Consider the following 21,621-nt stretch of genomic DNA (forward strand, 5'->3'; position numbering starts at 1 on the left):
CTCACGCGATTGCCTACGGCACGCTGCGCGAACGCACCACAAAAGAAAGTGCGATCGCCCAACATTAATTATCCGCCAGTAATCGTTCTAGCAAACTCGGTGCAACCCAAAAGCCAACTTCTCGCAACTGTTCAAAAGTTGTCTCTAAGTCCAGCAAACTAAATCTAGCAGCGTCTTTCAAAATACCCAGAAGACCGATAATTTTTAATCCCCGTGACAATGCTATTCTTCTTGCTGCTTTGTCGTCCAAAATCACCAGATCTGCTTTCAGTTGTTCTGCGAGTAAAATAGCCTCTCGTTCACCTGGATCTAGTTTTTCCAGTTCAATACTTTGAACAGTTTCCATCGCTTGTATCTGAAGCCAGTCGGGAGGGTTAGCAATCCAGCTTTTTACTACAGGCGGTGACTCAGACGCACTCAGTTCATCAGCAACAGTTTGAGGAATGGTGACAACGTTGTACAAAATTTGTAGTATTTCAATCTGGTTAATCAGCAACAAGTAACAAATTCCCGAAGTGTCAGAAACGACAATCATTGCGCTCTGAACTCCTGAAGAGTTTGAAGATCTTGTTCTAATTCTGCTTCGTCATAGTTCAGATAAACACCCATCCGCTTCAAAAAGGCGTGAGTCTCAAGACGAGATGGTAGATTGAGTATTTGACGCACTTCAGCAGTGTTGACTTTGCCACAGTGGTAAGCATCAGCAATAATTACTTCTAGGAGCCGATGGGAGAGACTGCCATAGTTTTGGTCGAGGCGTTGAGCAATTTCATCAGGAATTTCAACTGTGATTTGCATACTATCTTTAGGGAATAGGTTTAATCCTAGCTCTATGATAAGCGATCGCCTCTCCTTTCTTAACGCAAATGTCTATGGCGCGAATAGCGATTGCCTACGGCACGCTGCGCGATCGCACCACCAAAATAAAGCGCGATCGCACCATTTACAATTACTGAGGCTGTCTATGTGATGGTTTTTTAAGGTGATTCATCCTCATCAACCAGATGGAGAACACTATTGTATAAAGGTGCAGCAATCCAAAATCCAGCTTCGTCGATCAAAGCATCTAGCAAAGGTTTCACCGCAGTAATCAAACCTTGACTCTTTGCTTAATTGCCGCCAGGTTGTTGATAGGTGACGTATCGCTGACAATAATCACAACCTACCCATCTCCCGTAAATTTTTAATGTCTTGTTGAAAATCTTCTACACCATAATGTACCGGGATTTGACGGCTTGCCAGCAGGTGCTGAAAAGCAATCCGGTTCATCAGCGCAAACCGACTCGCTTGAGCCAAAGTCAGCTTTTCTCTCTGAAAGAGCATAATAGCAATTTCTTGCCTCATTTCGGCTTCAGTCATGCGAGTTACAGTTAAAACTTCATCCGAGATCGCAATACTCATAACTCAAATCCTTATCTATCATCTTATAATCTTATCTCTTTCTAGCGTGAGAATGCAATGATTAGACCGAGAGCGATCGCCTCTCCTTTCTTAACGAAAATGTCTATGGTGCGAATAGGGATCGCTACTTTAACGCAGGTTGGCTTGAGGGACTAAACCCAAAATTCACCTACGCAACTGATAAGGTAAGCAATATCCACCCTGTTTACCCGTAAGATATCATAAAATAAAGGAGTTCCTAGAAGTCAGAGTAGCGATCGCCCTGACAAGAAACCGGGTTTCTCGGATAACTTTTGTCTTTTACAGAGATTTTATGAAGAAACCCAGTTTCTGACTCTCAGGCGATTGCCTACGGCACGCTGCGCGATCGCACCACAAAAGAAAGTGCGATCGCATTGAAAACCCATACAGTTAGGTTTCAGATACAAATCTTGCTGATAATTTGGTACACTAAGTACGGTAGAGCCATATTGAGTTGGTGTCACCACAGTGGGTGAAATTCGCTCGGAAGGCGGAGATGTCATCCGTACTTCTGGCAGAAGCTCTTAAGAAACCGGGTTTCTGAGATAACTCAAGCCTCTGTGCCGAGATGAGTGTTTAGAAACCCGGTTTCTCACCCCCAGGCGATCGCCAAAAATAAAAGAGCGATCGCTTTTTCTGCAACTAGCAAGCCGAATTGTGGTTTTATGAGATAAAATCTTGGAAAAGCCATTACCGCATTGCTGCAACCCATGATCGTAACTATCGAAGGCATTTATCAGAATGGGCAAATCGAGCTAACCCAGTTACCGCAGAACATGAGCGATCGCACTCAAGTCCTCGTCACCTTTCTTGAACCGGGCAAAATCGATCCAACCAAACTAAGCCAACTGATTGACAAACTAGAAACCATCGCAGGCATTCAGCAAGGTTTTGAGGAACTCAATGCTGGGCAAACTCGCCCCATCGGGGATTTCGGACAAGGAATGCAACAGAAATATGACATTTCAGGTTGAAATTACCCCGATTGCAGAAACCCAAATCGAGCAAGCCTACTGCTGGTATCGAGAGCGGAATCCTGAGTTTGCCGATCGCTGGTTTCGCGGATTGATGAATGCGATTGCAACACTTCAAGAAAAACCCCGACGCTGTGCCGAAGCCGTCGAACACGAAATTTTTACTGAAGAAGTCCGACAGCTACTTTACGGAAAATCTAAAAATATCTACCGAGTGCTATTTACTATTCGAGATCCTAAAGTTTACGTTTTGTATGTTCGCCATATAGCACAAGCACCATTGACTGTAGACGATCTAGAATAGGTTGAGTTGACGCTATACTCATCGGTTGCTATAACTTCCTGACTGGGTTTCAAAAACAGTGGCTCCTAAACTGGTTGAAGAACAAGGAAACCCAACATCTTTTTTTACTCACAATCGCGGCGATCGCTTTTCGAGTAAGGATATTTGGTATAATTTGGATGGGTGTACGCAGCGTTAACTATGAAAACTCGCAGTTTTACAGTGATTGTTTACAAAGAAGATGATGTCTACATAGCTGAATGCCTAGAAGCTGGCACCTTGCTCTAATATTAAGAAAGATAAATAACTTTTTACCAGTCCCATCATGACTCTGGGTAATCTGCGCGACCTCTATCAACAGGTCATTCTGGAACATTACAAGAAGCCAAAGCACAAGGGCCAAACCAACCCGGTGCATCGGTATCAGAAGGGACATAACCCTTCCTGCGGCGATACGATCGAACTCACGTTGCAGCTCAACGATGCTGGCGACACGATCGTGGATGCCAAATTTCAAGGCGAAGGCTGTGCAATCTCTATGGCATCTGCGGATTTGATGGCAGAAGCTTTACAGGGCAAAACCATCAAAGAAGCCCTGGAGATGGTGGAACGCTTCCAAGGCATGATGAAAGGAGAAACAGAGTTCCCCAAAGAACAGCGCAAGTTGAACGTCATGCAAGGCGTCTCCCAGTTCCCCGTGCGGATTAAATGTGCTAACCTAACTTGGCACGCCCTCAAAGCTGCCCTAGAATCGTCCAACGGTTCTCAGCTAGATGGGTTCATTAGCAACGAAAAGGAAGAACGTTGAATCGCCATGATCGCAACAGCTGAGTTTCTCCTAGCCGCCAAATGGGTTGGTATCGCCACCCTGGCTTTTGCTGCCCTAGCAGTGTTCGGATTTATCTTTAAGTGGGGCATCCGATTTCGGCTGGTAGGCATCACCGGCTTTATGGGCGTCCTCACTGGTGGTTTATTTGCCCTGGGTTTGGTGCCATTTATTCATACCGAGATTCCGGGTGCGGTTCATTTTTCGCTGATCTATGATAATGGGGCGACCCAAGCTGCGATCGCACTTCCCCCTGACATTACGGAATCCCAATTAGACGCCACCCTTCGTCAAGCTGCTGGTAATTTGTTTTCCAACGGTCGCTTAGGAAACGCCAGCGATAAATTGACGATTCGGGCTCGCACTATTATCCACCCGGAGCCTGGGGTTTCGCAACCGCTTTACTTGGGTCAGGTAACGCGATCGCTTTCCAACCGCGACGAAGAGTTGAACATTGAAATTTATCGGCAAAATCTAGCTCAAAAAAGTTAAAAGCCAATCGATTGGTTGCTCAAGACATTATCGGTCAAAAGTCAAAAGTCAAAAGAAAGAACAACAATAAAAAATCCTTCTTTTGCTTTTTGTCTTTTAATTTTCGCCTTAAAATAAACCTCTGCCTTGTTTGTATCTAAACCCATCCCTGTCCTTTACCATGAATAACTTCTTACCAATAGCTTACTTTCAAAACAAATTTGTCCCTTTTGCAGAAGCCAACATTTCCATAGCCACTCATGCCTTACATTATGGAACGGGAGCTTTTGGCGGAATGCGCGGTATTCCCGATCCTCAAAATGCCAAGCAAATTCTATTGTTTAGATTAGACCGGCATTGCCAAAGGTTAAGCGATAGCGCTAAATATCTACAGTATGATTTACCGGCTGATAAAATTAAACAGATTATAGTAGATTTTATCAAAAAAAATCAGCCAAATACGTCTTTTTATATCCGACCTTTTGTTTATACCTCAGACTTGGGGATTGCTCCTAGACTGCATAAAATAGAAAAAGATTTTTTCGTTTATGGGTTAGAGTTAGGAGATTATTTATCCGCTGAGGGAGTTAGCTGTCGGATTAGTTCTTGGTATCGACAAGAAGACCGCAGTTTTCCATTAAGAGGGAAGATTAGCGCCGCATATATTACATCTTCTTTAGCCAAAACTGAAGCTGTAGAATCCGGCTTTGATGAAGCCATTTTAATGAACTCGCAAGGAAAAGTATGCGAAGCCACAGGAATGAATATATTTGTGGTGAGAAATGGGGAAATAATTACGCCGGGATTTGACCAGGATATCCTAGAAGGAATCACAAGAGATAGCGTTATAACGCTGGCCAAAGACTTAGGCATTAAGACGATCGAAAGACCAGTGGATAAATCCGAACTACTGATTGCTGACGAAGTTTTTCTCAGCGGGACTGCTGCTAAGATAACTCCAGTAAAAAGGATAGAAAATTACCAATTGCCGGAAAACAGGCCAGTAACAGAAAAATTGAGACAAAAACTCATCGCAATTACAGAAAACCAAGATCCTAATTACCAAGACTGGGTATACCCAATTTCACTTGAGGAATAAACATAGTGGAACAGTCTGGCGTCATAATGTTATTTATATAACAACCATTTTGCTGTCTCCCCAATCCTTGTCTTAAGTGTCTACTCAAACTGCTACTGCGACAATCTCCCTTGCCGTTGCCCCAGCACAAGCGATCCGGGGTAACCAAGCGCTTAGCGGCGAAGCAATTGCTCGTTTGGGTCGCCGTCCCTTGGTTGTCGGGGGCGATCGGACCCTGGCCGCATATCAGCCCCAATTGCAACTTGTTCTAGAACAGCAACAGCTAATCCCTACTTTTGCCTCTTACAGTCCCGATTGTACGGAAGCTAGCCTCGCATTGCTGCGATCGCAAGTACACGCCCATCAAGCTGATTTAATCATCGGTATTGGCGGCGGCAAAGCCCTAGATACCGCCAAATTACTGGCTCACCAGTCCCGCTTGCCCGTCGTCACCGTACCCACCTCAGCGGCCACCTGTGCCGCTTGGACAGCCCTTTCCAATGTTTATTCAGCACAGGGAGCATTTCTCTACGATGTCCCGCTCGATCGCTGTCCCGATTTGCTAGTGCTGGATTACACTCTCATTCAAACAGCTCCCCAAAGAACCCTAGTCGCAGGCATTGGAGACGCTTTGGCGAAGTGGTACGAAGCATCTGTCAGCAGCAGCAATTCCCAGTCAGCTTTAATCATTGCCGCCGTGCAACAAGCTAGAGTTTTGCGGGATATTCTCTTCCAAAAATCAGCAACCGCCCTTAAAGAACCGGGGGGCGAAGAATGGCAATCAGTTGTGGATGCCACTGTAATGTTGGCAGGCGTAATCGGCGGACTGGGAGGATCTCAGTGTCGAACAGTCGCCGCCCACGCCGTTCATAATGGTTTGACCCACATACCGGCAAGTCACAGTTCCCTACACGGTGAAAAAGTAGCCTATGGCATTCTAGTCCAGCTACGTTTAGAGGAAATGCTACAGCACAATCAGTTAGCAGCTACCGCACGGCAGCAACTGCTGAAATTTTATGCTGAAATTGGACTACCGCAAAACTTAGAGCAGCTGGGTTTGGAGAACGTCACTCTTTCCGAGTTGCGCCAAGCGGCTGAAATTTCCTGCGCTGACAATTCCGATATCCATCGACTACCGTTTAAGGTTGGGCCTGACCAGCTGATGGCAGGAATGGTTTCCACCACCGCTGGATCGTTGGTAATGGGGACTGGTTAAGGTCGAATTTTAGATTTTAGATTTTAGATTGCAATTCAAGCAGAAATCTGAAATTTGAAATTTAAAATTATCCTGTTCCGCAATCACTAATCACCAATTAACTATTAAGAATTGACAATTGCCAAATGACACTAACTTGGATTAGTCCTGCCGATCGACTGCAAGCATTACCGCCTTATGTATTTGCCCGCTTGGACGAGCTGAAAGCCCGCGCCCGCGAACAGGGACTCGACCTGATCGACTTGGGAATGGGGAATCCCGATGGACCGACACCTCAGCCGGTGGTAGAATCTGCGATCGCAGCTCTGCAAAATCCCGCCAATCATGGCTATCCGCCTTTTGAAGGCACCGCTAGTTTTCGCCGCACGATCACCAAATGGTATCATCGCCGCTACGGTGTCGATTTGGAACCGGATAGCGAAGTTCTGCCTCTTTTGGGTTCCAAAGAAGGTTTAACTCATTTGGCGATCGCTTATATTAATCCTGGGGATTTAGTTTTAGTCCCCAGTCCCGCTTACCCAGCCCATTTTCGCGGCCCCTTAATTGCGGGTGGTAAGATTCATAGCTTAATTTTGAAACCAGAAAATGACTGGTTGATTGACGTAAGCGCCATTCCCGATGATGTCGCCAAACAAGCAAAAATTCTCTACTTCAATTATCCCAGCAACCCCACTGGTGCAACTGCTCCCCGCGAACTTTTTGAAGAAATTGTTGCCTTTGCCCGTAAGTACGAAATCTTGTTGGTTCACGACTTGTGTTATGCAGAATTAGCTTTTGATGGCTATAAGCCTACCAGTTTGTTAGAAATTCCCGGCGCAAAGGAAATTGGTGTAGAGTTCCACACCATGTCCAAAACCTATAATATGGCTGGTTGGCGGGTGGGTTTTGTCGTTGGCAATCGCCACATTATTCAAGGATTGCGAACATTAAAAACCAATTTAGACTACGGTATCTTTGCCGCATTACAATCAGCAGCAGAAACAGCACTCCAACTGCCGGATGTATACTTACAGGAGGTGCAGGAACGCTACAGCCGTCGCCGGGATTTTCTGATTGATGGATTGGCTGGGCTGGGTTGGAATATCCCTAAAACTAAGGCTACTATGTATCTGTGGGTGCCTTGTCCTCCGGGTGTTGGTTCGACAGATTTTGCTCTTTCCGTATTGCAGCAGACTGGGGTTGTAGTTACGCCTGGAAATGCTTTTGGGATTGCCGGTGAGGGGTATGTGCGGATAAGTTTGATTGCAGAATGCGATCGCCTTGCAGAAGCCTTGCACCGATTCAAACAGGCAAATATTCACTATTAGTAAGAGGCGCTAGTCGCTCATTGGGAGTGAAAATCCGACACACGCTAATTCTGGCAACATCTATCTGCCTGCTTATACTAGGCGAATCGGGTATCTTGCGTGCGGGGCAAAGGGGCAGAGGAGCAGAGGGGCAGAGGGGCAGAGGGGCAGAGGAGCAGAGGGGCAGAGGGGCAGAGGAGCAGAGGGGCAGAGGGGCAGAGGGGCAAAACAAACCCTTTACCTCTTCCCAGTCCCTAACTAAGAATTTCCAATCCCCTAATGATGTTAATCCTAAGCTGATTGAAGCTAACACAAGGTTTAGCTTCAAGCTGTTTTCGGAAATCCTCAAGAAGGAGGGTAACGAAAATATTTTTATTTCTCCTGCTAGCATTGCGATCGCACTCTCCATAACCTACAATGGAGCTAGCGGCAAAACACAACAAGCGATCGCCCAAACCTTAGAATTACAAGGAATAAGTCTCCAGGAAGTCAATCAAGCTAATGCAGCACTGAAAGCAAGTTTGATAAATCCAGATCCCAAAGTTCAGCTAACAATTGCCAACTCCCTTTGGGCTAAAGATGGTGAACCATTAAAGCCAGAATTTATTCGGAAAATTCATGAATTATACGGTTCAAAAGTCCAAAATCTAAACTTTAGCGATCCTACTGTTGTATCAATTATAAACGATTGGGTTAAGCAGAGTAGCAACGGAAAAATAGACAAAATTATCGATAGCATTGAACCAGATAGCGTTTTCGTTCTGCTCAACGCTATCCACTTTCTAGGAACCTGGACATATCCATTTCCCAAACAGGCAACCCAAGAACGGCAATTCACATTACTGAACGGCACTCAAAAACTTCACCCGCTGATGTTCCAGCAAATTTCTGGCGCTAAATATTACGAAAATGATATGTTTCAGGCAATTAGCCTGCCCTATGGGGAAAAAAGATTTAGTATGTACATTTTTTTACCAAAGAAAGGAGTTAGGATTAAAACATTTTATGAAAGCTTGAATGCTGAAAACTGGGAAAAATGGATGACCGAGTTCAACGACAAAGCGGAAAACTATGATGAACCGCAGATAGTTTTTATCGGTTTGCCCCGCTTTAAGTTAGAGTATGAAATCGATCTTGAAAATCCTTTGAAAGCATTGGGAATGGAGGTAGCTTTTAGTAAAGGGGCTGATTTTTCAGCGATGAGCCCTCTACCCCTCTGGATTAGCTTCATTAAACACAAAACTTTTGTGGAAGTTAACGAAGAAGGTACGGAAGCAGCAGCAGTCACAGCTGGAGGAGGTACTAGAGGAGGAGGGGCGATGATTGTCGATCGGCCCTTCTTCTGCGCTATTAGGGACGATCGCACAGGCGCGATCCTGTTCATGGGATCTATAGTAGATCCAAACTACAAGTAATTTCAGATATTAAGATATAAGATTTCCAATTGAACAAAAAATTAGCAATCTGAAATTTTTTATTGAAAATATGCAACTCCAGCTTAGTTGCTGGTAAAAAAGTGCCAGATAGTTCAAAATAAAAACAGGGTGCGTTATTTGCTATTTTGGATTGTGTGCCTCATGCCAGAACCTCGTTGCGTATTGATTTGTCAAAACCGTTCTTGCCTGAACAACGGCTCAGCCGATGTGCTATCAGCTTTTCAAGCGGCTAAAGTTTCTGGAGTAACAGTGGAAAGCAGCCCTTGCATGGGTCAGTGCAGTTCTGGGCCCACTGTGCGGATTGTGCCAGACGAGACTTGGTATTGTCGGATAACACCCAGGGATGTGGCTGCGATCGTTGAAAACCACTTGCTGGGAGGGAAACCTGTGGAAGCTAAGCTCAACCCCCGAATTCACTTACGTATGGAAATGTTTTCTTCTTAACAATAAGAATGATTTACTCTACATCCGCTCGCCAACTCTCTGCCTCGATTCAGCTTTTGACTTAATCGGCATTTTTTTAACGGCAGGATTAATAATTCTGTATTTCTACACACAAATACGCTATCCGCTAGACACTGGACATATCTGGACAACCAGTACATAAAGTGTAGAGATGGCCAGTCTCAGTTCTTAATTGGACTACGTTATTCAGGTCATGGCAGCATCAACACAAATAACTAAACCGATTCAGTTAAAAATAGATCCTGGTTCCCAAACTACGGGGATCGCATTAGTATCTGAGAATGCAGTTATTTGGGGTGCAGAACTAACCCATCGCGGTCAAGCAATTAAAGCTAATCTTGAGTCTCGGCGTTCACTGCGTCGAGGTAGACGAAATCGTAAGACCCGTTATCGCCAACCACGGTTTTTGAATAGAACTCGTCCTAACGGCTGGTTAGCTCCCAGTCTTGAACACCGAGTACAAACTACTCGGCTCTTCCGTACTTACTATGCTATTTGAGTAGAGTGGGAGAGTGGGAGAGTGGGAGAGGGGGAGAGGGGGAGAGTGGGAGAGTGGGAGAGGAGAAAATCAATAAAAATGTTCTTAAGTGAACAAAAGCATAGCAACTCCGAAAGAGCCACATATTTTGGCTAAACCCAGAGTTGGGACGGATAGAGTTAGCAATCTTACCCTAGCTTGTCATCCTTGTAATCAGAAAAAAGGTAATCAGCCGATTGAGAAATTCCTGAAGCATAAACCAAGTATTTTAAGGCAGGTTTTAGCTCAAGCAAAAGCACCATTAAAAGATGCTGCCGCTGTAAATTCTACTCGGTGGAAATTATATCAAAGTTTGCAAGAGACTGGATTGCCAGTTTCAGTAGGTACTGGTGGTAGAACTAAATTTAATCGCGTTAAATATGGATACAATTATGCCGCATAGTCCACATCTGTCCACTTATTCGGCGATTAGAGGTGATCCGATCGCAGATATAGCCACCGTCACATCGGTCAGGACAGTATTAAACGCTCAAAGCAAGGCGGAGACTGTGTTTGTACTAAAGCCGAAGCACTAAAGCCTTTATCACTTTGCTATATATGGTTAACAATGGAGGAGTAAGGCTTTTTAGTTTTTCTTAAAAGCCTTGAACTCAAGTACGGCCTGCGGTAAACGCTCAGTTAACCAAATCATGTCGTCAGGTACATCCACAATCAAACGCTTAATGAACAAAGTGCATCTTGCACTCTCTTCCTCTGGCGGTAATCGGATGAAATCGCAGCATTCCCAGGTGCAGCGTTACGGCGTTGCTGTATTGACAGTAGCGATCGCGCTAGTGCTTACAATGCTACTAACACCACTACAGCGTACCCCCACACCCCTGTTTTTTGCGGCGGTGATGTTTAGCTCTTGGTATGGCGGCTTTAAGCCCGGTTTAGTAGCCACCGTCTTGTCCGCCTTGTCTCTAGGCTACTGTTTTGTAGGACAGGGCCATTCGCTGCCATTGGCCTTTTTGGACAACATTCCCCTGCTGAGCGTGTTTGTAATAGTAGCGCTGCTGATTATTTCCCTCAATGCTGCCCGCCAGAACGCTGAAAATAAGCTGCTTCGCAGTCAGGAGAGCTTCCGTTTGGTGGTACAAGGCGTGAAAGACTACGCAATTTTCACCCTCGACCCTAATGGGTATGTAGTTAGTTGGAACGAAGGCGCAGAACGCATTAAGGGTTATCAAGCTAGCGAAATTCTCGGTCAGCATTTCTCCCGCTTTTATACAGCCGAAGACATGGAACAGGGTAAGCCGGAACGGGTATTGCAGGTGGCAGCAACCGAAGGTAGGTTTGAAGAAGAAGGCTGGCGCGTGCGTAAGGACGGATCGCTATTGTGGGCGAATGTCGTCCTGACTGGGTTACGAGACGAAACAGGAAATCTCAAAGGCTTCTCGAAACTAACTCGCGAGATTACCGATCGCAAACGAACAGAGTCAGAACTGCAAAGCTCGCTCAAACAGCTATCAGATATCAATTTTGCCTTAGATCGCTCTTCGATCGTCGCCAGAACCGATCGCAAAGGCATCATTAACTATGTAAACGATAAATTTTGCGAAATATCTAAATATTCTAGAGAAGAACTGATTGGACAAGACCATCGGATTCTCAATTCCGGCGAGCATCCCAAAGAATTCTTTCTTAACCTTTGGGCAACAATTGCGAGCGGCGAAGTTTGGAAAGGAGAAATCAAAAATAGAGCCAAGGATGGAAGTTATTACTGGGTTGATACAGTAATTGTTCCTTTTTTGGATGAGCGTGGAAAACCCTTTCAATATTTAGCAATCAGAACCGACATTACCGAGCGCAAGCAGACAGAGGAACACTTAAGAGTGCGGAACCGCCAGCAGGAAGCGATCGCTCACCTGGGTCAAATAGCACTGGCTTCGTCCAACATCGACACGCTTATGGACGAAGCCGTTACCCTAATTGCCCAAATCCTAGAAGTCGAATATTGCAAAGTTTTAGAACTGCTTCCCGATGGTAAAGCTGTATTCCTGCGGGCGGGAGTGGGTTGGCAACCCGGACTTGTAGGTCAAGCCACAGTAGGCACAGGAATTGATTCCCAAGCGGGCTACACCCTACTTTCTAATGAGCCAGTGATTGTGGAAGACCTTCGCACCGAAACAAGGTTTAGTGGCCCCCCGCTGCTGCACAACCACGGCGTAGTTAGCGGTTTGAGCCTCATCATCGCCGGACAGAATCGACCTTGGGGCGTTCTGGGCGCACACACGACCCGAAGCCGGAAATTCACCAAAGATGATATTAACTTCTTCCAAGCTGCTGCCAACATCCTTGCCGAAGCAATTGGACGCCAACAAGCAGAGGAAGCTCTCAGGGAAACCGAAGCTCGCTACAGACGCTGGATTGACTCGAATACGATCGGGGTTGCAGTCACCAATTTTAGCGGTAACATCAGCGAGGTGAATGACGCCTTTGTGGAAATGGTGGGTTATACAAGGGAAGAACTGCTAGAAGGAAAAGTAAATTGGCAAAACATCACACCGCCAGAATATCTGTCCTTGGACGAACAAGCGATTGAGCAATTGAGAATATCAGGGGTTTGTACTCCCTTCGAGAAGGAATTTATTCGCTCTGACGGTAGCCGTATTTCCGTTTTGATCGGTATCACCCGTTTGGCGGCGGATAAGGATGATTGTCTTGGCTTTGCGATCGATATTAGCGATCGCAAACGGGCAGAAGAAGAACGGACAAAGCTACTAGCCCGCGAGCGAGCCGCACGCACCTTAGCCGAAGCCGCAGCCTTGAGGGTTGAACGCCTGCAAGCCGTTACTGATGCTGCGATCGCACCATTATCCCTAGATGACCTGCTGCACGGGTTGTTGGGTCGCATCCGTGAAATTCTACAGGCGGATACGGCAGCAGTCCTGCTGATGGATACTCAGAACAACAGTCTTGTCGTCAAGGCAGCCAAAGGACTAGAAGGGGAAGCGCAAATGCAAGTCCGCATTCCCATCGGTCAAGGATTCGCCGGACGCATTGCCGCAGAGCGTCAGCCGATGTTCATCGAACACGATGCTTATACCCAAGTGTACAGCCCCGTTTTGCGCGAGAAAAAGATTCAGTCGCTCGTGGGAGCCCCACTACTAATTGAAGACAGAGTGCTGGGCGTTGTCCACGTTGGTACGCTCCAAAGCCGCCAATTCAGTCGCGACGATTTATATCTGCTACAGCTGGTTGCCGATCGCTTTGCTGTAGCAATCGATCGCGCTAACCTGTACGAAGCAGAGCAGAAGGCACGCCAACAAGCTGAAGCAGCGAACCGACTCAAGGACGAATTTCTCGCAATTGTTTCCCATGAGCTTCGCACGCCGCTTAACTCGATCTTGGGCTGGGCGCAAATGCTTCGCACCCGGAATTTGAACGAAGCGCTCACGAAAAAGGCACTGGAGACGATCGAGCGCAATGCCAAGCAACAGGTGATGCTCATCAACGATATTTTGGATGTTTCGCGCATCATTCGGGGCAAGATTCGTCTGAGTATCCAACCAGTCAACCTGGTACGAATTATTGAGCAGGCGATCGAAACTATCAAGCCAGCAGCAGAAGCCAAAGCTATTCAAGTGGAATCCGCACTTGATGTAGTCGTTGGCGAAGTTAAAGGCGATCCCGATCGCTTGCAGCAAATTGTGGGAAATCTACTTTCCAATGCAGTCAAGTTCACCCCTGAAGGTGGGCGTGTTGAAGTTAGACTACAAAAATTGCAAATTGAAGAAGAAAAACTTCAATCTGAAATCTTAAATCTGAAATCTGAAATTTCCTATGCCCAAATCCAGGTGAGTGACAACGGCAAAGGGATCGGCGCTGAGTTTCTGCCCCACGTTTTTGAGGGCTTCCGCCAAGAAGATAGTTCCATTACAAGAGTGGAAGGCGGACTGGGATTGGGACTCACTATTGTGCGTCGCTTGGTGGAACTGCATGGGGGAACCGTTCAGGCTTTCAGTGAGGGAGAAGGCAAGGGATCGACGTTTACTCTGAAGCTGCCAATCGCAGCTATGAGGCATTCCCAGTCAATGCCTTTGATAGTTAGAAATCCAGAAAAATTTAACACACTTTGGGCGATCGATGGTTTGCGAGTACTTGTTGTTGATGATGATGTCGATACTTGCGATTTGATTGCTACAGTTCTGACCCAGTATGGAGCGCAGGTGAGGGCGGTGTATTCAGCAAATGAAGCAATGGAGGCAATCGAACAACTAAAGCCGGATGTGTTGGTGAGCGATATCGGAATGCCAGAAGAAGATGGCTATACTTTGATCCGCAAAGTGCGGCAAATGGAGACAGAAAAAGGCGGAAAAATTCGTGCGATCGCTCTGACAGCCTTCGCTAGAGATGAAGATCGTTGGAATGCAATCCAAGCCGGTTTCCAAATGCACGTATCCAAGCCAGTAGAACCAGCTAAATTAGCTACAGTCGTTGCAGCCCTGATGGGACACACTTGAATTCAGATTGCAGATGGCAGATTTAAAATTAGCTTCACCAATTACCAATGTTTTTATATGAGAGGTGAGGATTTTACTTGGAGTATACTGCTTTGTTTGGTGAAGCGACATCGATCTCACTAAATTTTCTGTTGTCATCTTTGGTTAATTTTTTACCGCAGATAAAGAGGGATACACGCAGATGCACGCAGATATGAAAAGGCGACTTTTTTATGTATAGCAACCGCTGCTTAAGGACATGATATATAGCAATCGCCAAGGCAGTTATACCCAATCCGGGTTGATTACCCTCGTTATTCTCTCCCTCTTATTCTTGGCGTTCTTGGCGTCTTGGCGGTTTGTTCAAAAGGGGGTATTTAACCCGGATTTAGTATTAGGACGTTCTTATAGCAACCGCCAGGGCGATTAAGCCAACTCCAACTGTTACATGAAGTCCATAATCCCTTACGGAGTAACCTCTTCCCTCTTCCCTCTTCCCTAGCCCCTAGCCCCTAGCCCCTAGTCCCTAGGTATAATTCCTAAAACGTTGGCGGATTCTAGACCCTTCTTACCCTAGCCCCCCCTAGCCCCTAGTCCCTAGAACAATGACAGAAAACTATAATCAACCCAGAGACTACGATGCTGTCCTTGGCGGTGAAAACCCAACTCCGGCAAGTGGTGTAGTTTTGGGAGGAATTGAAGGTGTCAGGAGACGTTTTACAAGTGCTGTTGTCGAACACCGAATTGCGGCGATTAAAGAGGCGCTAAAATATAAAAAATCTGGCTTGGAAATAGTGATTCAAGCTTTGCTAGATGAGTCAGAGATGGTCAAGCGATCGGCTTATCTACTTTTGCGACAACATCCAAATCCAGAAGTACGTAAAGCTTTGCAATCTTACAATTTTTATCGATTTTTTGATTGTCTTCGCACTCTCAAAGGTGGAACGGAGATTTCCATTAGTCCAGATAGTGAAACAGTTGCTGTTCTAGGCAGCAACAAGACAATTAAAGTCTCGGAATTAAAGACTGGAGAATTACTCTACACTGTACCTAAATATTCAAAATGTCAGCAATTTTTTGTAATCGATTCAGATAAAAAAACACTGATTAGGAGTATACATAGTTCGAGTGATTTAGTAGAGGTTTGGTATGAGGGAGAATTACAGCATACTCTTTACGGACATGAAGATCGGCTGAGAGCGATCGCAATTAGTCCCGACAAACAAACCCTTGCCACTGGCGGTGACGACAAAACTATCAAAATTTGGAATTTAGACAACGGAAAACTAATATTTAATATCAGCCATTTGTTAACTTGGGGAACGCACAAAGGAGCAGTTTTGTGCCTTGTATTCAGTCCAGACGGGCAAACTCTCGCCAGTGGCGGTGCCGATCAAAGTATTAAACTATGGAATTTGCGTAATAGAGATAAACCACGTAATTTGAGAGTGCCTTGTTATGGCTTTTTTTCAATGGTGATTAGTCCAGACGGAAAAAATCTTGCCGCCGCCTGTTACGACAACAGAATTCGACTTTGGCATCTGGATACAGGGGAATTAATACACACTTTAAAACAGCTTCCATTAGGAGCAAATTGCCTTGCTTTCAGTCCCGACGGAGTGACTTTGGCGAGTGGTGGTAATTACGATGGAACAATCAAATTTTGGAATGTACAAACAGGAGAATTACTTCACACTTTGACAGGACACGATAATTCTGTTAGTTGTCTTGCTTTTAGTTGGGATGGACAAACTTTGGTTAGCGGTTCTCAGGATAAAACGATTAAAGTTTGGGGAATACAATAGACCTCTTCAAAAAAGAATGTAGAGACGTTTCATGAAACGTCTCTACAAGGGTTACAGGTAACGCACCTTTAATTTCTGGAGAAGTCTAATAGACAAGATTGAGAAAATATTTAGAATGACTAGGACTTACGCAATCGCCCCCCTTTGCCCCAGCCCCCAGTCACAGAGGCAGGGGCAAAGGGGGGCAAAATCTAAGCTTGTGCGTAAGTTCTGATTACGCTAAGATAGAGAAAATTTTACTTAAAAATTGTCAAGTCTAGCAGGGGATATTTATGAAAGTTAACGAAAGTAGAATCATAATTGATAGCAGTGTCCTTCCTGGACTGGATGTACTGTCAGAAGAAGAAAGAGAAAGTGTTTTGAAGGCGATCGATTCTCTTGAAAAATTTTCGACTGAGCAACCCCTTGACTATAATATCAAAAAAATTCAGGAAGATGAGCAACTTTATCTAATCCAGGTCGATAGTAGCCTCAGACTCATTTTTAGAGTAACCGATCGGGAAAAAATTGAGATTTTAGAGCTTTTTAGACGGGAAATGATAGAATATATGTTTAGAAAAAAGCCCCAAGTATGGAATAGATGAAAAACTTTTCAGCACTTGAATTTGACCAGAGTCTTTGTCGGTCTGAAATCGGTGAACTACAACAACTGCTTCAACGCCGACGGGGTTTATCGGAACGTGACGACATCATCCCATTTTTTAGGAAACGCCAGCATTTATCTGCATTTGTGGCATCTTATCACCCTGATATTATTAGACGAGATAGAATTGCGTTTGAATATGACATATTTGGAGATTTTGCTAGCGATTTGGTAGTGGGAGATTGGATAAATAGAGCCTATTGTTTTGTTGAATTTGAAGACGCAGCAACAAACAGCATCTTTGTAGCTAAAGCCGGAAAAAACACTCCAGAATGGTCGCCCAGATTTGAGCGTGGATTAAGTCAGATCGTAGATTGGTTCTGGAAACTTGATGATCTAGAAAGGACAGATGATTTCGAGAATAGGTTTAATGGCAGAACTATTGATTATATAGGATTACTCATTATAGGTAGAAATGAGAATCTCGAACTAAGAGAAAGAAGAAGACTAGAATGGCGTCAGCAAAAAATGATAGTCAATTCTAAGCATATCTATTGTGTTACTTATGATAAACTATGTGCCGATCTCTCAGCCCGTATAGCTCGGTATCAGTTTAGCGAACAAGTAGATACTTAGAAAATTGATAGTATTCCATTCCTCTGTTGCAACCAACTCATAAACCTCACACAAAGAGCGATCGCTCACCAATTCAGTTAGAGCGATCGCTCACAAAGATAATCAAATAGTCGAGAGTTTACGGCCTGTTAACTGGTGGAACTTGCGGTAAATTTGGATCTTGATCGACGTTACTCATATTGTCAGGATCGATCTCACCAGCAGTCAAGAAATGGAAAGTTTCTTGATAGAGACTCTGCCAAAAACGATTGCTCATTTGCTGACTGACCTCAGTAGGATCTACCATCGGGTGTGGCACCATGTCGCCAGAAGAATAAAGATAGCAGCGGTGTCCGTTGCGATCGCCTCCTATATCTTCAAAAAATTCTTGGTTAGTATCAAGATCGGCGGCATCCTCATTTTGTGTCAGCACTAGAAATGTAGGAATATCCCTTAAAATATGTACGTTATTGGGATTGCGTACAAAGCTGCCAAAGCGATCGGCCCCAGTGAAACAGCCCACAGGGAAACGCAACGAAGGGTCCCAGCCTAATTCGCTGATATCCAGTGGCCCCGCCAACATGACATACTGCCGCCGTTCCACCCCATAAACCTTTAGCAGCGGTGCGTAAGCTACCACCCGTTTAATACGTTCTGGTTTGTCTGCGGCCAAACCAAGTGCCACAGACCCACCCACCGACAACCCGATCGTATAAATAGGCCCAGGCATAGCGTCCAATTCTGCCAGCCGATCGCGTGCATCTTTGAGATAATTCATGTCAGAAGAGATAAAATACTCCTCAAAGTCCCGGTCATTGTCAAGCTCGATCGCCTTCATAATATCTAATAACCGAGGTTCGATGGTCAGCAACCGAGACACCAAAGCAATCTGTTGGCGATAACCGGGACGACGAAATGTGCCCGGATCTGCCGCCAAATTGGCAAAAAAGTTCTGCAAAACTGGGTCATTCTGCACCTTTTCCCGCAGCGGATTAGCAATTTCTGGCTTGAGATCGACTTGCGGCCAATATTTGTCTGCCGGGATAAAAGTATGACCGGCCAAAGTTGCTTGATAAACATTAAACCCATTGCGGAACAGATAATCTGCTAACCGCGACATCTGGTGAGGCTTGTTACTGAAGCCGTGGAATATCAGCACTGTACCGCGAATTGCTTCTCCCGCTTCGTGGAACTGGTAGTAAGGATAAGCCCCAGATCGATGGTCTGAGTTAGCATCGATGCTGTGGATATACGCATCAATCTTCTGCTTAGTTTGAGCGATCTGCTCGGTGCTGGGGGTAAAATTAGTATCCATGCAGTTAATTTTAAACTCCGTAGTGTTTGCTTTGAGCTTTAGCCGATCGCCAACTTATTTCAAGATAAAGCTAAAACAATCGGGATTTTTCCTAAATTTAGCTGCCAATCAGAGTCTAATGTTCAAAAAAGGCGATCGTGAAAAAGTAATTATTCGCTCAAATGAGCAATGATTAATGACTAATGACTAATCACCAATTTCTCCAAAACGATAACCTTTACCATAGACGGTGTGAATCAACTGAGTTTCACCAACAGCTTCAATCTTGCGCCGCAGCAGGCGAATTAAAGCTGCTAATACATTGCTACTAGGTCGATCGCCTTCTGCCCAAAGTTCTTGATGCAGTTGATCGTGAGTCAACAATTGACCGGGATGGCGCATGAAATATGCCAACAAATCATTCTCTTTTTCCGATAAATCAATTGTGCGTCCGCGACGATAAGCTACTTGATTGTCGCCATCTAACTCTAAATCGCCTACTCGCAACCGCTGGGTTGTTGAGGTAGATTCTAGCACAGTCGATCGCCTGAGCAATGCTCTAACTCGTGCTAGTAACTCTCGCAATTCAAAAGGTTTTACCAGATAATCATCTGCCCCCGCGTCCAATCCCTGTACGCGATCGTCCAAAGTATCTTTGGCGGTAAGAAATAACACTGGTGTCGTGAGTCCGGTACGTCGCAATTGCTGGCAAATTTCCAACCCACTTATTTGCGGCAGCATCCAATCCAGAATCAGCAAGTCATAATCGCCTTGGGCCGCTAACTGACTTCCAGAATTTCCATTATAAGCCACATCGACGCTGTAACCTTCGCGACTTAACACAGCTTTGAGCGGTTCAGTTAGTTCAACTTCATCATCAACTAGAAGAATTCGCATAAGTACGGCATGGAACAGAGGAAATTTTAGATTAAAGATTAAAGATTAAACTTCTATCTTAAATGTCCCACTTTAAAGAGGATGTGGGTAAATATTTGAAATAAAGCAACCGCCTTAGCGGTTAAGACATTCTGAATTCCACCAAACCCTTGATTCTAAACACTTCTTCCCCTAGTCCCTAGCCCCTAGTCCCTAATCCCTAGCTATAAGTTGACTGCTAAAGGTCTGTAATAGGGAATTATGAGAGTATTGCACTTATGGGTTTAAATTTGAAAAGCGATCGACTCCATCGCATATAAGAGAGGGAATGAGCCTGCCATGCAACCACCCCTGCCTCTGGGAACTATCCTCCAAAACCACTATCGCTTGACCAAAGTTCTGGGTCAAGGGGGATTTGGCCGTACTTACTTAGCAGAAGACCAATCCCGATTTAACGAACTTTGCGTCCTCAAAGAATATACCCCACGCTTGACGACCGATTACGCCTTAGAGAAGTCAAAGGAACTTTTCCAAAGGGAAGGAGAGGTTCTGTATAAAACCCACCATCCCCAAATTCCTAAGTTTCGGGGCACTTTTGAGCAGGGCAAACGCTTGTTTTTAGTGCAGGATTATGCTTATGGTAAGAGCTACAGCACGCTGCTGCAAGAACGCCGACAGGAAGGTCGCACGTTTTCAGAAAGCGAAATTGTGGAGTTTTTGCAGCAAATGTTGCCTGTTTTAGCTCATATTCATGAGAAGGGGATTATTCATCGCGATATTTCACCAGACAATATCATTTTCAGGGAGAGCGATCGCCTACCCGTACTGATCGACTTTGGCGCAGTCAAAGAAAAAGCCGCGCAGTTGGACACAACGGGAAATATTCCCCCAGCAACTACCGTAGGTAAACTGGGCTACGCACCCCCCGAACAACTCCAGACAGGAGAAGTTTACCCAAACAGCGACATCTACGCTTTAGGGGTGACGGCAGTGGTGTTGATGACTGGGCGCAAACCGCAGGAATTATTGGAACAATCAAGCATGACTTGGCGTTGGGAACTTTTGCCTCCCACCATCAGCCTTGGCATTTTCAACCTGCTCAAGAAAATGATGGCTCCCAGACCTTATAATCGCTATCAGTCAGCGATCGAAGTTAGCCAAGCTTTGCGAGCTTGGGGTGGTATAACAACTGCGGCATCAGTCATAACTGCCAAAAAATCACAGGTGAGGCGGACTACACCCCATCCTCCCACACGCAAAATTTCTGCGATCGCCAATAACCTATCAAATTTACCGCCGATCGGTGCAGCCATAGCTTTATTAGTTATCTTTGGCTTTTTCATCTTGTTCGGTTTAATGGTTCCGACTAAATCGGTAAAAACCTTGAATCAAGTAGCAAGCACTCCCACACCTGTACCAACGCCAACAACTGGCGATGTATCTCCCACACCTGTACCAACACCCAGCATCGCACCAACTCCTACTCCCGAACCAATTAGCACCAGCGAAACCCTCAGTCCAGTATTGGGAGAAACAACCTCCAAAGAGGGAAATCTCAAAACCAACCAAACCATTACCTACATTTTTTCCGCTCAGCAAGGTCAGCAATTAAGTATTGCTGTGGTTAGAGGAAATGTTTCGATAACAGTGTTAGCACCCAATCGAATACCGATCGATTTTCAAGCTAAGCAAGTGCAGCGATGGGAAGGCTTGCTCCCTTTGGCTGGAGACTACTATATTGAACTAAGTTCGATCGCAGGAGCTACCGATAGTGACTACAAGCTGGACGTTATTTTGACGAACCCCGTACAACCTACCCCCAGTGAGAGTCTCCAACCTATCCCCGAATTAAACCTCCCGAACGATAATTCTTCCTTATCTCCCCTCCTAGAGGAAACCCCTAGCCCCTAGAAAAGTCAAAAGAAAAAGGGACAAGGGGGACAAGGAGGACAAGGAGGACAAGGGGGACAAGGAGGACAAGGGGGACAAGGGGGACAAGGCGGACAAGGGGGACAAGGGGGACAAGGGG

The 21,621-nt window shown here is 45.3% G+C and carries 21 protein-coding genes and 2 pseudogenes; 16 read left to right on the forward strand and 7 right to left on the reverse strand.

All coding sequences use genetic code 11. From position 1 onward, the window contains the following. Positions 1-64: 64 nt before the first annotated feature. The 5 genes and pseudogenes from LAY57_RS23185 to LAY57_RS23205 all read right to left on the reverse strand — a co-directional run bounded on the left by LAY57_RS23185 (position 65) and on the right by LAY57_RS23205 (position 1,925). Positions 65-535, reverse strand: coding sequence for a PIN domain-containing protein (locus LAY57_RS23185; protein ID WP_249069428.1), 471 nt, complete (start codon positions 533-535; stop codon positions 65-67). Continuing rightward, positions 532-798, reverse strand: a complete 267-nt coding sequence (locus LAY57_RS23190; protein WP_249069431.1) for a UPF0175 family protein — start codon at positions 796-798, stop codon at positions 532-534. Before LAY57_RS23190 ends, LAY57_RS23185 begins: the two co-directional genes overlap by 4 nt. Positions 799-977: 179 nt before the next feature. Further along, positions 978-1,097 (reverse strand): annotated as a pseudogene (locus LAY57_RS23195) (DUF3368 domain-containing protein); the annotation flags it as partial. Between the two features lie 58 nt (positions 1,098-1,155). Beyond that, positions 1,156-1,401: a UPF0175 family protein gene (locus LAY57_RS23200; protein WP_249069434.1), complete on the reverse strand. Its 246-nt coding sequence runs from the start codon at positions 1,399-1,401 to the stop codon at positions 1,156-1,158. A 311-nt stretch (positions 1,402-1,712) separates the two neighbouring features. Further along, the gene (locus LAY57_RS23205; RefSeq protein ID WP_249069436.1) at positions 1,713-1,925 is read right to left on the reverse strand and encodes a hypothetical protein; all 213 of its coding nucleotides are present in this window, start codon (positions 1,923-1,925) and stop codon (positions 1,713-1,715) included. 207 nt (positions 1,926-2,132) lie between these two features. Between LAY57_RS23205 and LAY57_RS23210 the strand changes: the two genes are divergently transcribed. From LAY57_RS23210 to LAY57_RS23280, 14 genes and pseudogenes are all read left to right on the forward strand, one after another. After that, complete coding sequence (locus LAY57_RS23210) at positions 2,133-2,396, forward strand: hypothetical protein (protein ID WP_249069438.1); 264 nt, start codon at positions 2,133-2,135, stop codon at positions 2,394-2,396. Further along, on the forward strand, positions 2,380-2,700 hold the full coding sequence (locus LAY57_RS23215) for a type II toxin-antitoxin system RelE/ParE family toxin (RefSeq protein ID WP_249069439.1): 321 nt from the start codon (positions 2,380-2,382) through the stop codon (positions 2,698-2,700). Before LAY57_RS23210 ends, LAY57_RS23215 begins: the two co-directional genes overlap by 17 nt. 304 nt (positions 2,701-3,004) lie before the next feature. Further along, complete coding sequence (gene sufU, locus LAY57_RS23220; RefSeq protein WP_249069441.1) at positions 3,005-3,487, forward strand: Fe-S cluster assembly sulfur transfer protein SufU; 483 nt, start codon at positions 3,005-3,007, stop codon at positions 3,485-3,487. A 6-nt stretch (positions 3,488-3,493) separates the two neighbouring features. Continuing rightward, on the forward strand, positions 3,494-3,997 hold the full coding sequence (locus tag LAY57_RS23225; protein WP_249069444.1) for a Ycf51 family protein: 504 nt from the start codon (positions 3,494-3,496) through the stop codon (positions 3,995-3,997). Positions 3,998-4,157: 160 nt separating this feature from the next. After that, the gene (locus LAY57_RS23230) at positions 4,158-5,075 is read left to right on the forward strand and encodes a branched-chain amino acid transaminase (RefSeq protein ID WP_249069445.1); all 918 of its coding nucleotides are present in this window, start codon (positions 4,158-4,160) and stop codon (positions 5,073-5,075) included. A 76-nt stretch (positions 5,076-5,151) separates the two neighbouring features. Then, positions 5,152-6,270, forward strand: a complete 1,119-nt coding sequence (locus LAY57_RS23235; protein ID WP_249069446.1) for an iron-containing alcohol dehydrogenase family protein — start codon at positions 5,152-5,154, stop codon at positions 6,268-6,270. Between the two features lie 125 nt (positions 6,271-6,395). Further along, positions 6,396-7,577 carry an aspartate aminotransferase gene (locus LAY57_RS23240; protein WP_249069449.1) on the forward strand — a complete coding sequence of 394 codons (1,182 nt, stop codon included), beginning with the start codon at positions 6,396-6,398 and terminating at the stop codon, positions 7,575-7,577. Between the two features lie 26 nt (positions 7,578-7,603). Then, positions 7,604-8,971 (forward strand): serpin family protein, encoded by a 1,368-nt coding sequence (locus tag LAY57_RS23245; RefSeq protein ID WP_249069451.1) that lies wholly within the window; start codon positions 7,604-7,606, stop codon positions 8,969-8,971. 162 nt (positions 8,972-9,133) lie between these two features. After that, complete coding sequence (locus LAY57_RS23250) at positions 9,134-9,436, forward strand: (2Fe-2S) ferredoxin domain-containing protein (RefSeq protein ID WP_249069453.1); 303 nt, start codon at positions 9,134-9,136, stop codon at positions 9,434-9,436. Positions 9,437-9,680: 244 nt separating this feature from the next. Beyond that, positions 9,681-10,353, forward strand: a pseudogene (locus LAY57_RS36600) (RRXRR domain-containing protein); the annotation flags it as partial. Between the two features lie 304 nt (positions 10,354-10,657). Further along, entirely contained in the window at positions 10,658-14,440 is a 3,783-nt protein-coding gene (locus tag LAY57_RS23265) for a PAS domain S-box protein (protein ID WP_249069455.1), read from the forward strand. Positions 14,441-15,024: 584 nt separating this feature from the next. Further along, entirely contained in the window at positions 15,025-16,224 is a 1,200-nt protein-coding gene (locus LAY57_RS23270) for a WD40 repeat domain-containing protein (protein WP_249069458.1), read from the forward strand. 272 nt (positions 16,225-16,496) lie between these two features. Beyond that, positions 16,497-16,808 (forward strand): hypothetical protein, encoded by a 312-nt coding sequence (locus LAY57_RS23275; protein ID WP_249069459.1) that lies wholly within the window; start codon positions 16,497-16,499, stop codon positions 16,806-16,808. Then, a complete protein-coding gene (locus tag LAY57_RS23280) occupies positions 16,805-17,443 on the forward strand; it encodes a Shedu anti-phage system protein SduA domain-containing protein (protein ID WP_249069460.1) in 639 nt (212 codons plus the stop codon). The genes LAY57_RS23275 and LAY57_RS23280 overlap by 4 nt, the downstream gene beginning before the upstream one ends. A 118-nt stretch (positions 17,444-17,561) precedes the next feature. Here LAY57_RS23280 and LAY57_RS23285 read toward each other — a convergent pair whose 3' ends face one another. Then, a complete protein-coding gene (locus LAY57_RS23285; protein WP_249069461.1) occupies positions 17,562-18,737 on the reverse strand; it encodes an alpha/beta hydrolase in 1,176 nt (391 codons plus the stop codon). On the opposite strand from LAY57_RS23285, the gene LAY57_RS23290 reads away from it, so the two are divergent. Beyond that, the gene (locus LAY57_RS23290) at positions 18,736-18,909 is read left to right on the forward strand and encodes a hypothetical protein (protein WP_249069463.1); all 174 of its coding nucleotides are present in this window, start codon (positions 18,736-18,738) and stop codon (positions 18,907-18,909) included. The genes LAY57_RS23285 and LAY57_RS23290 overlap by 2 nt on opposite strands. Before the next feature lie 14 nt (positions 18,910-18,923). On the opposite strand, the gene rppA is transcribed toward LAY57_RS23290, so the two are convergent. Continuing rightward, complete coding sequence (gene rppA, locus LAY57_RS23295) at positions 18,924-19,613, reverse strand: two-component system response regulator RppA (protein WP_249069464.1); 690 nt, start codon at positions 19,611-19,613, stop codon at positions 18,924-18,926. 318 nt (positions 19,614-19,931) lie between these two features. Between rppA and LAY57_RS23300 the strand changes: the two genes are divergently transcribed. Then, positions 19,932-21,503, forward strand: coding sequence for a serine/threonine-protein kinase (locus LAY57_RS23300; protein WP_249069466.1), 1,572 nt, complete (start codon positions 19,932-19,934; stop codon positions 21,501-21,503). The last annotated feature ends 118 nt before the right edge of the window (positions 21,504-21,621 follow it).

The sequence above is a fragment of the Argonema antarcticum A004/B2 genome, assembly GCF_023333585.1.
GTDB classification, from domain to species: Bacteria; Cyanobacteriota; Cyanobacteriia; order Cyanobacteriales; family Aerosakkonemataceae; genus Argonema; species Argonema antarcticum.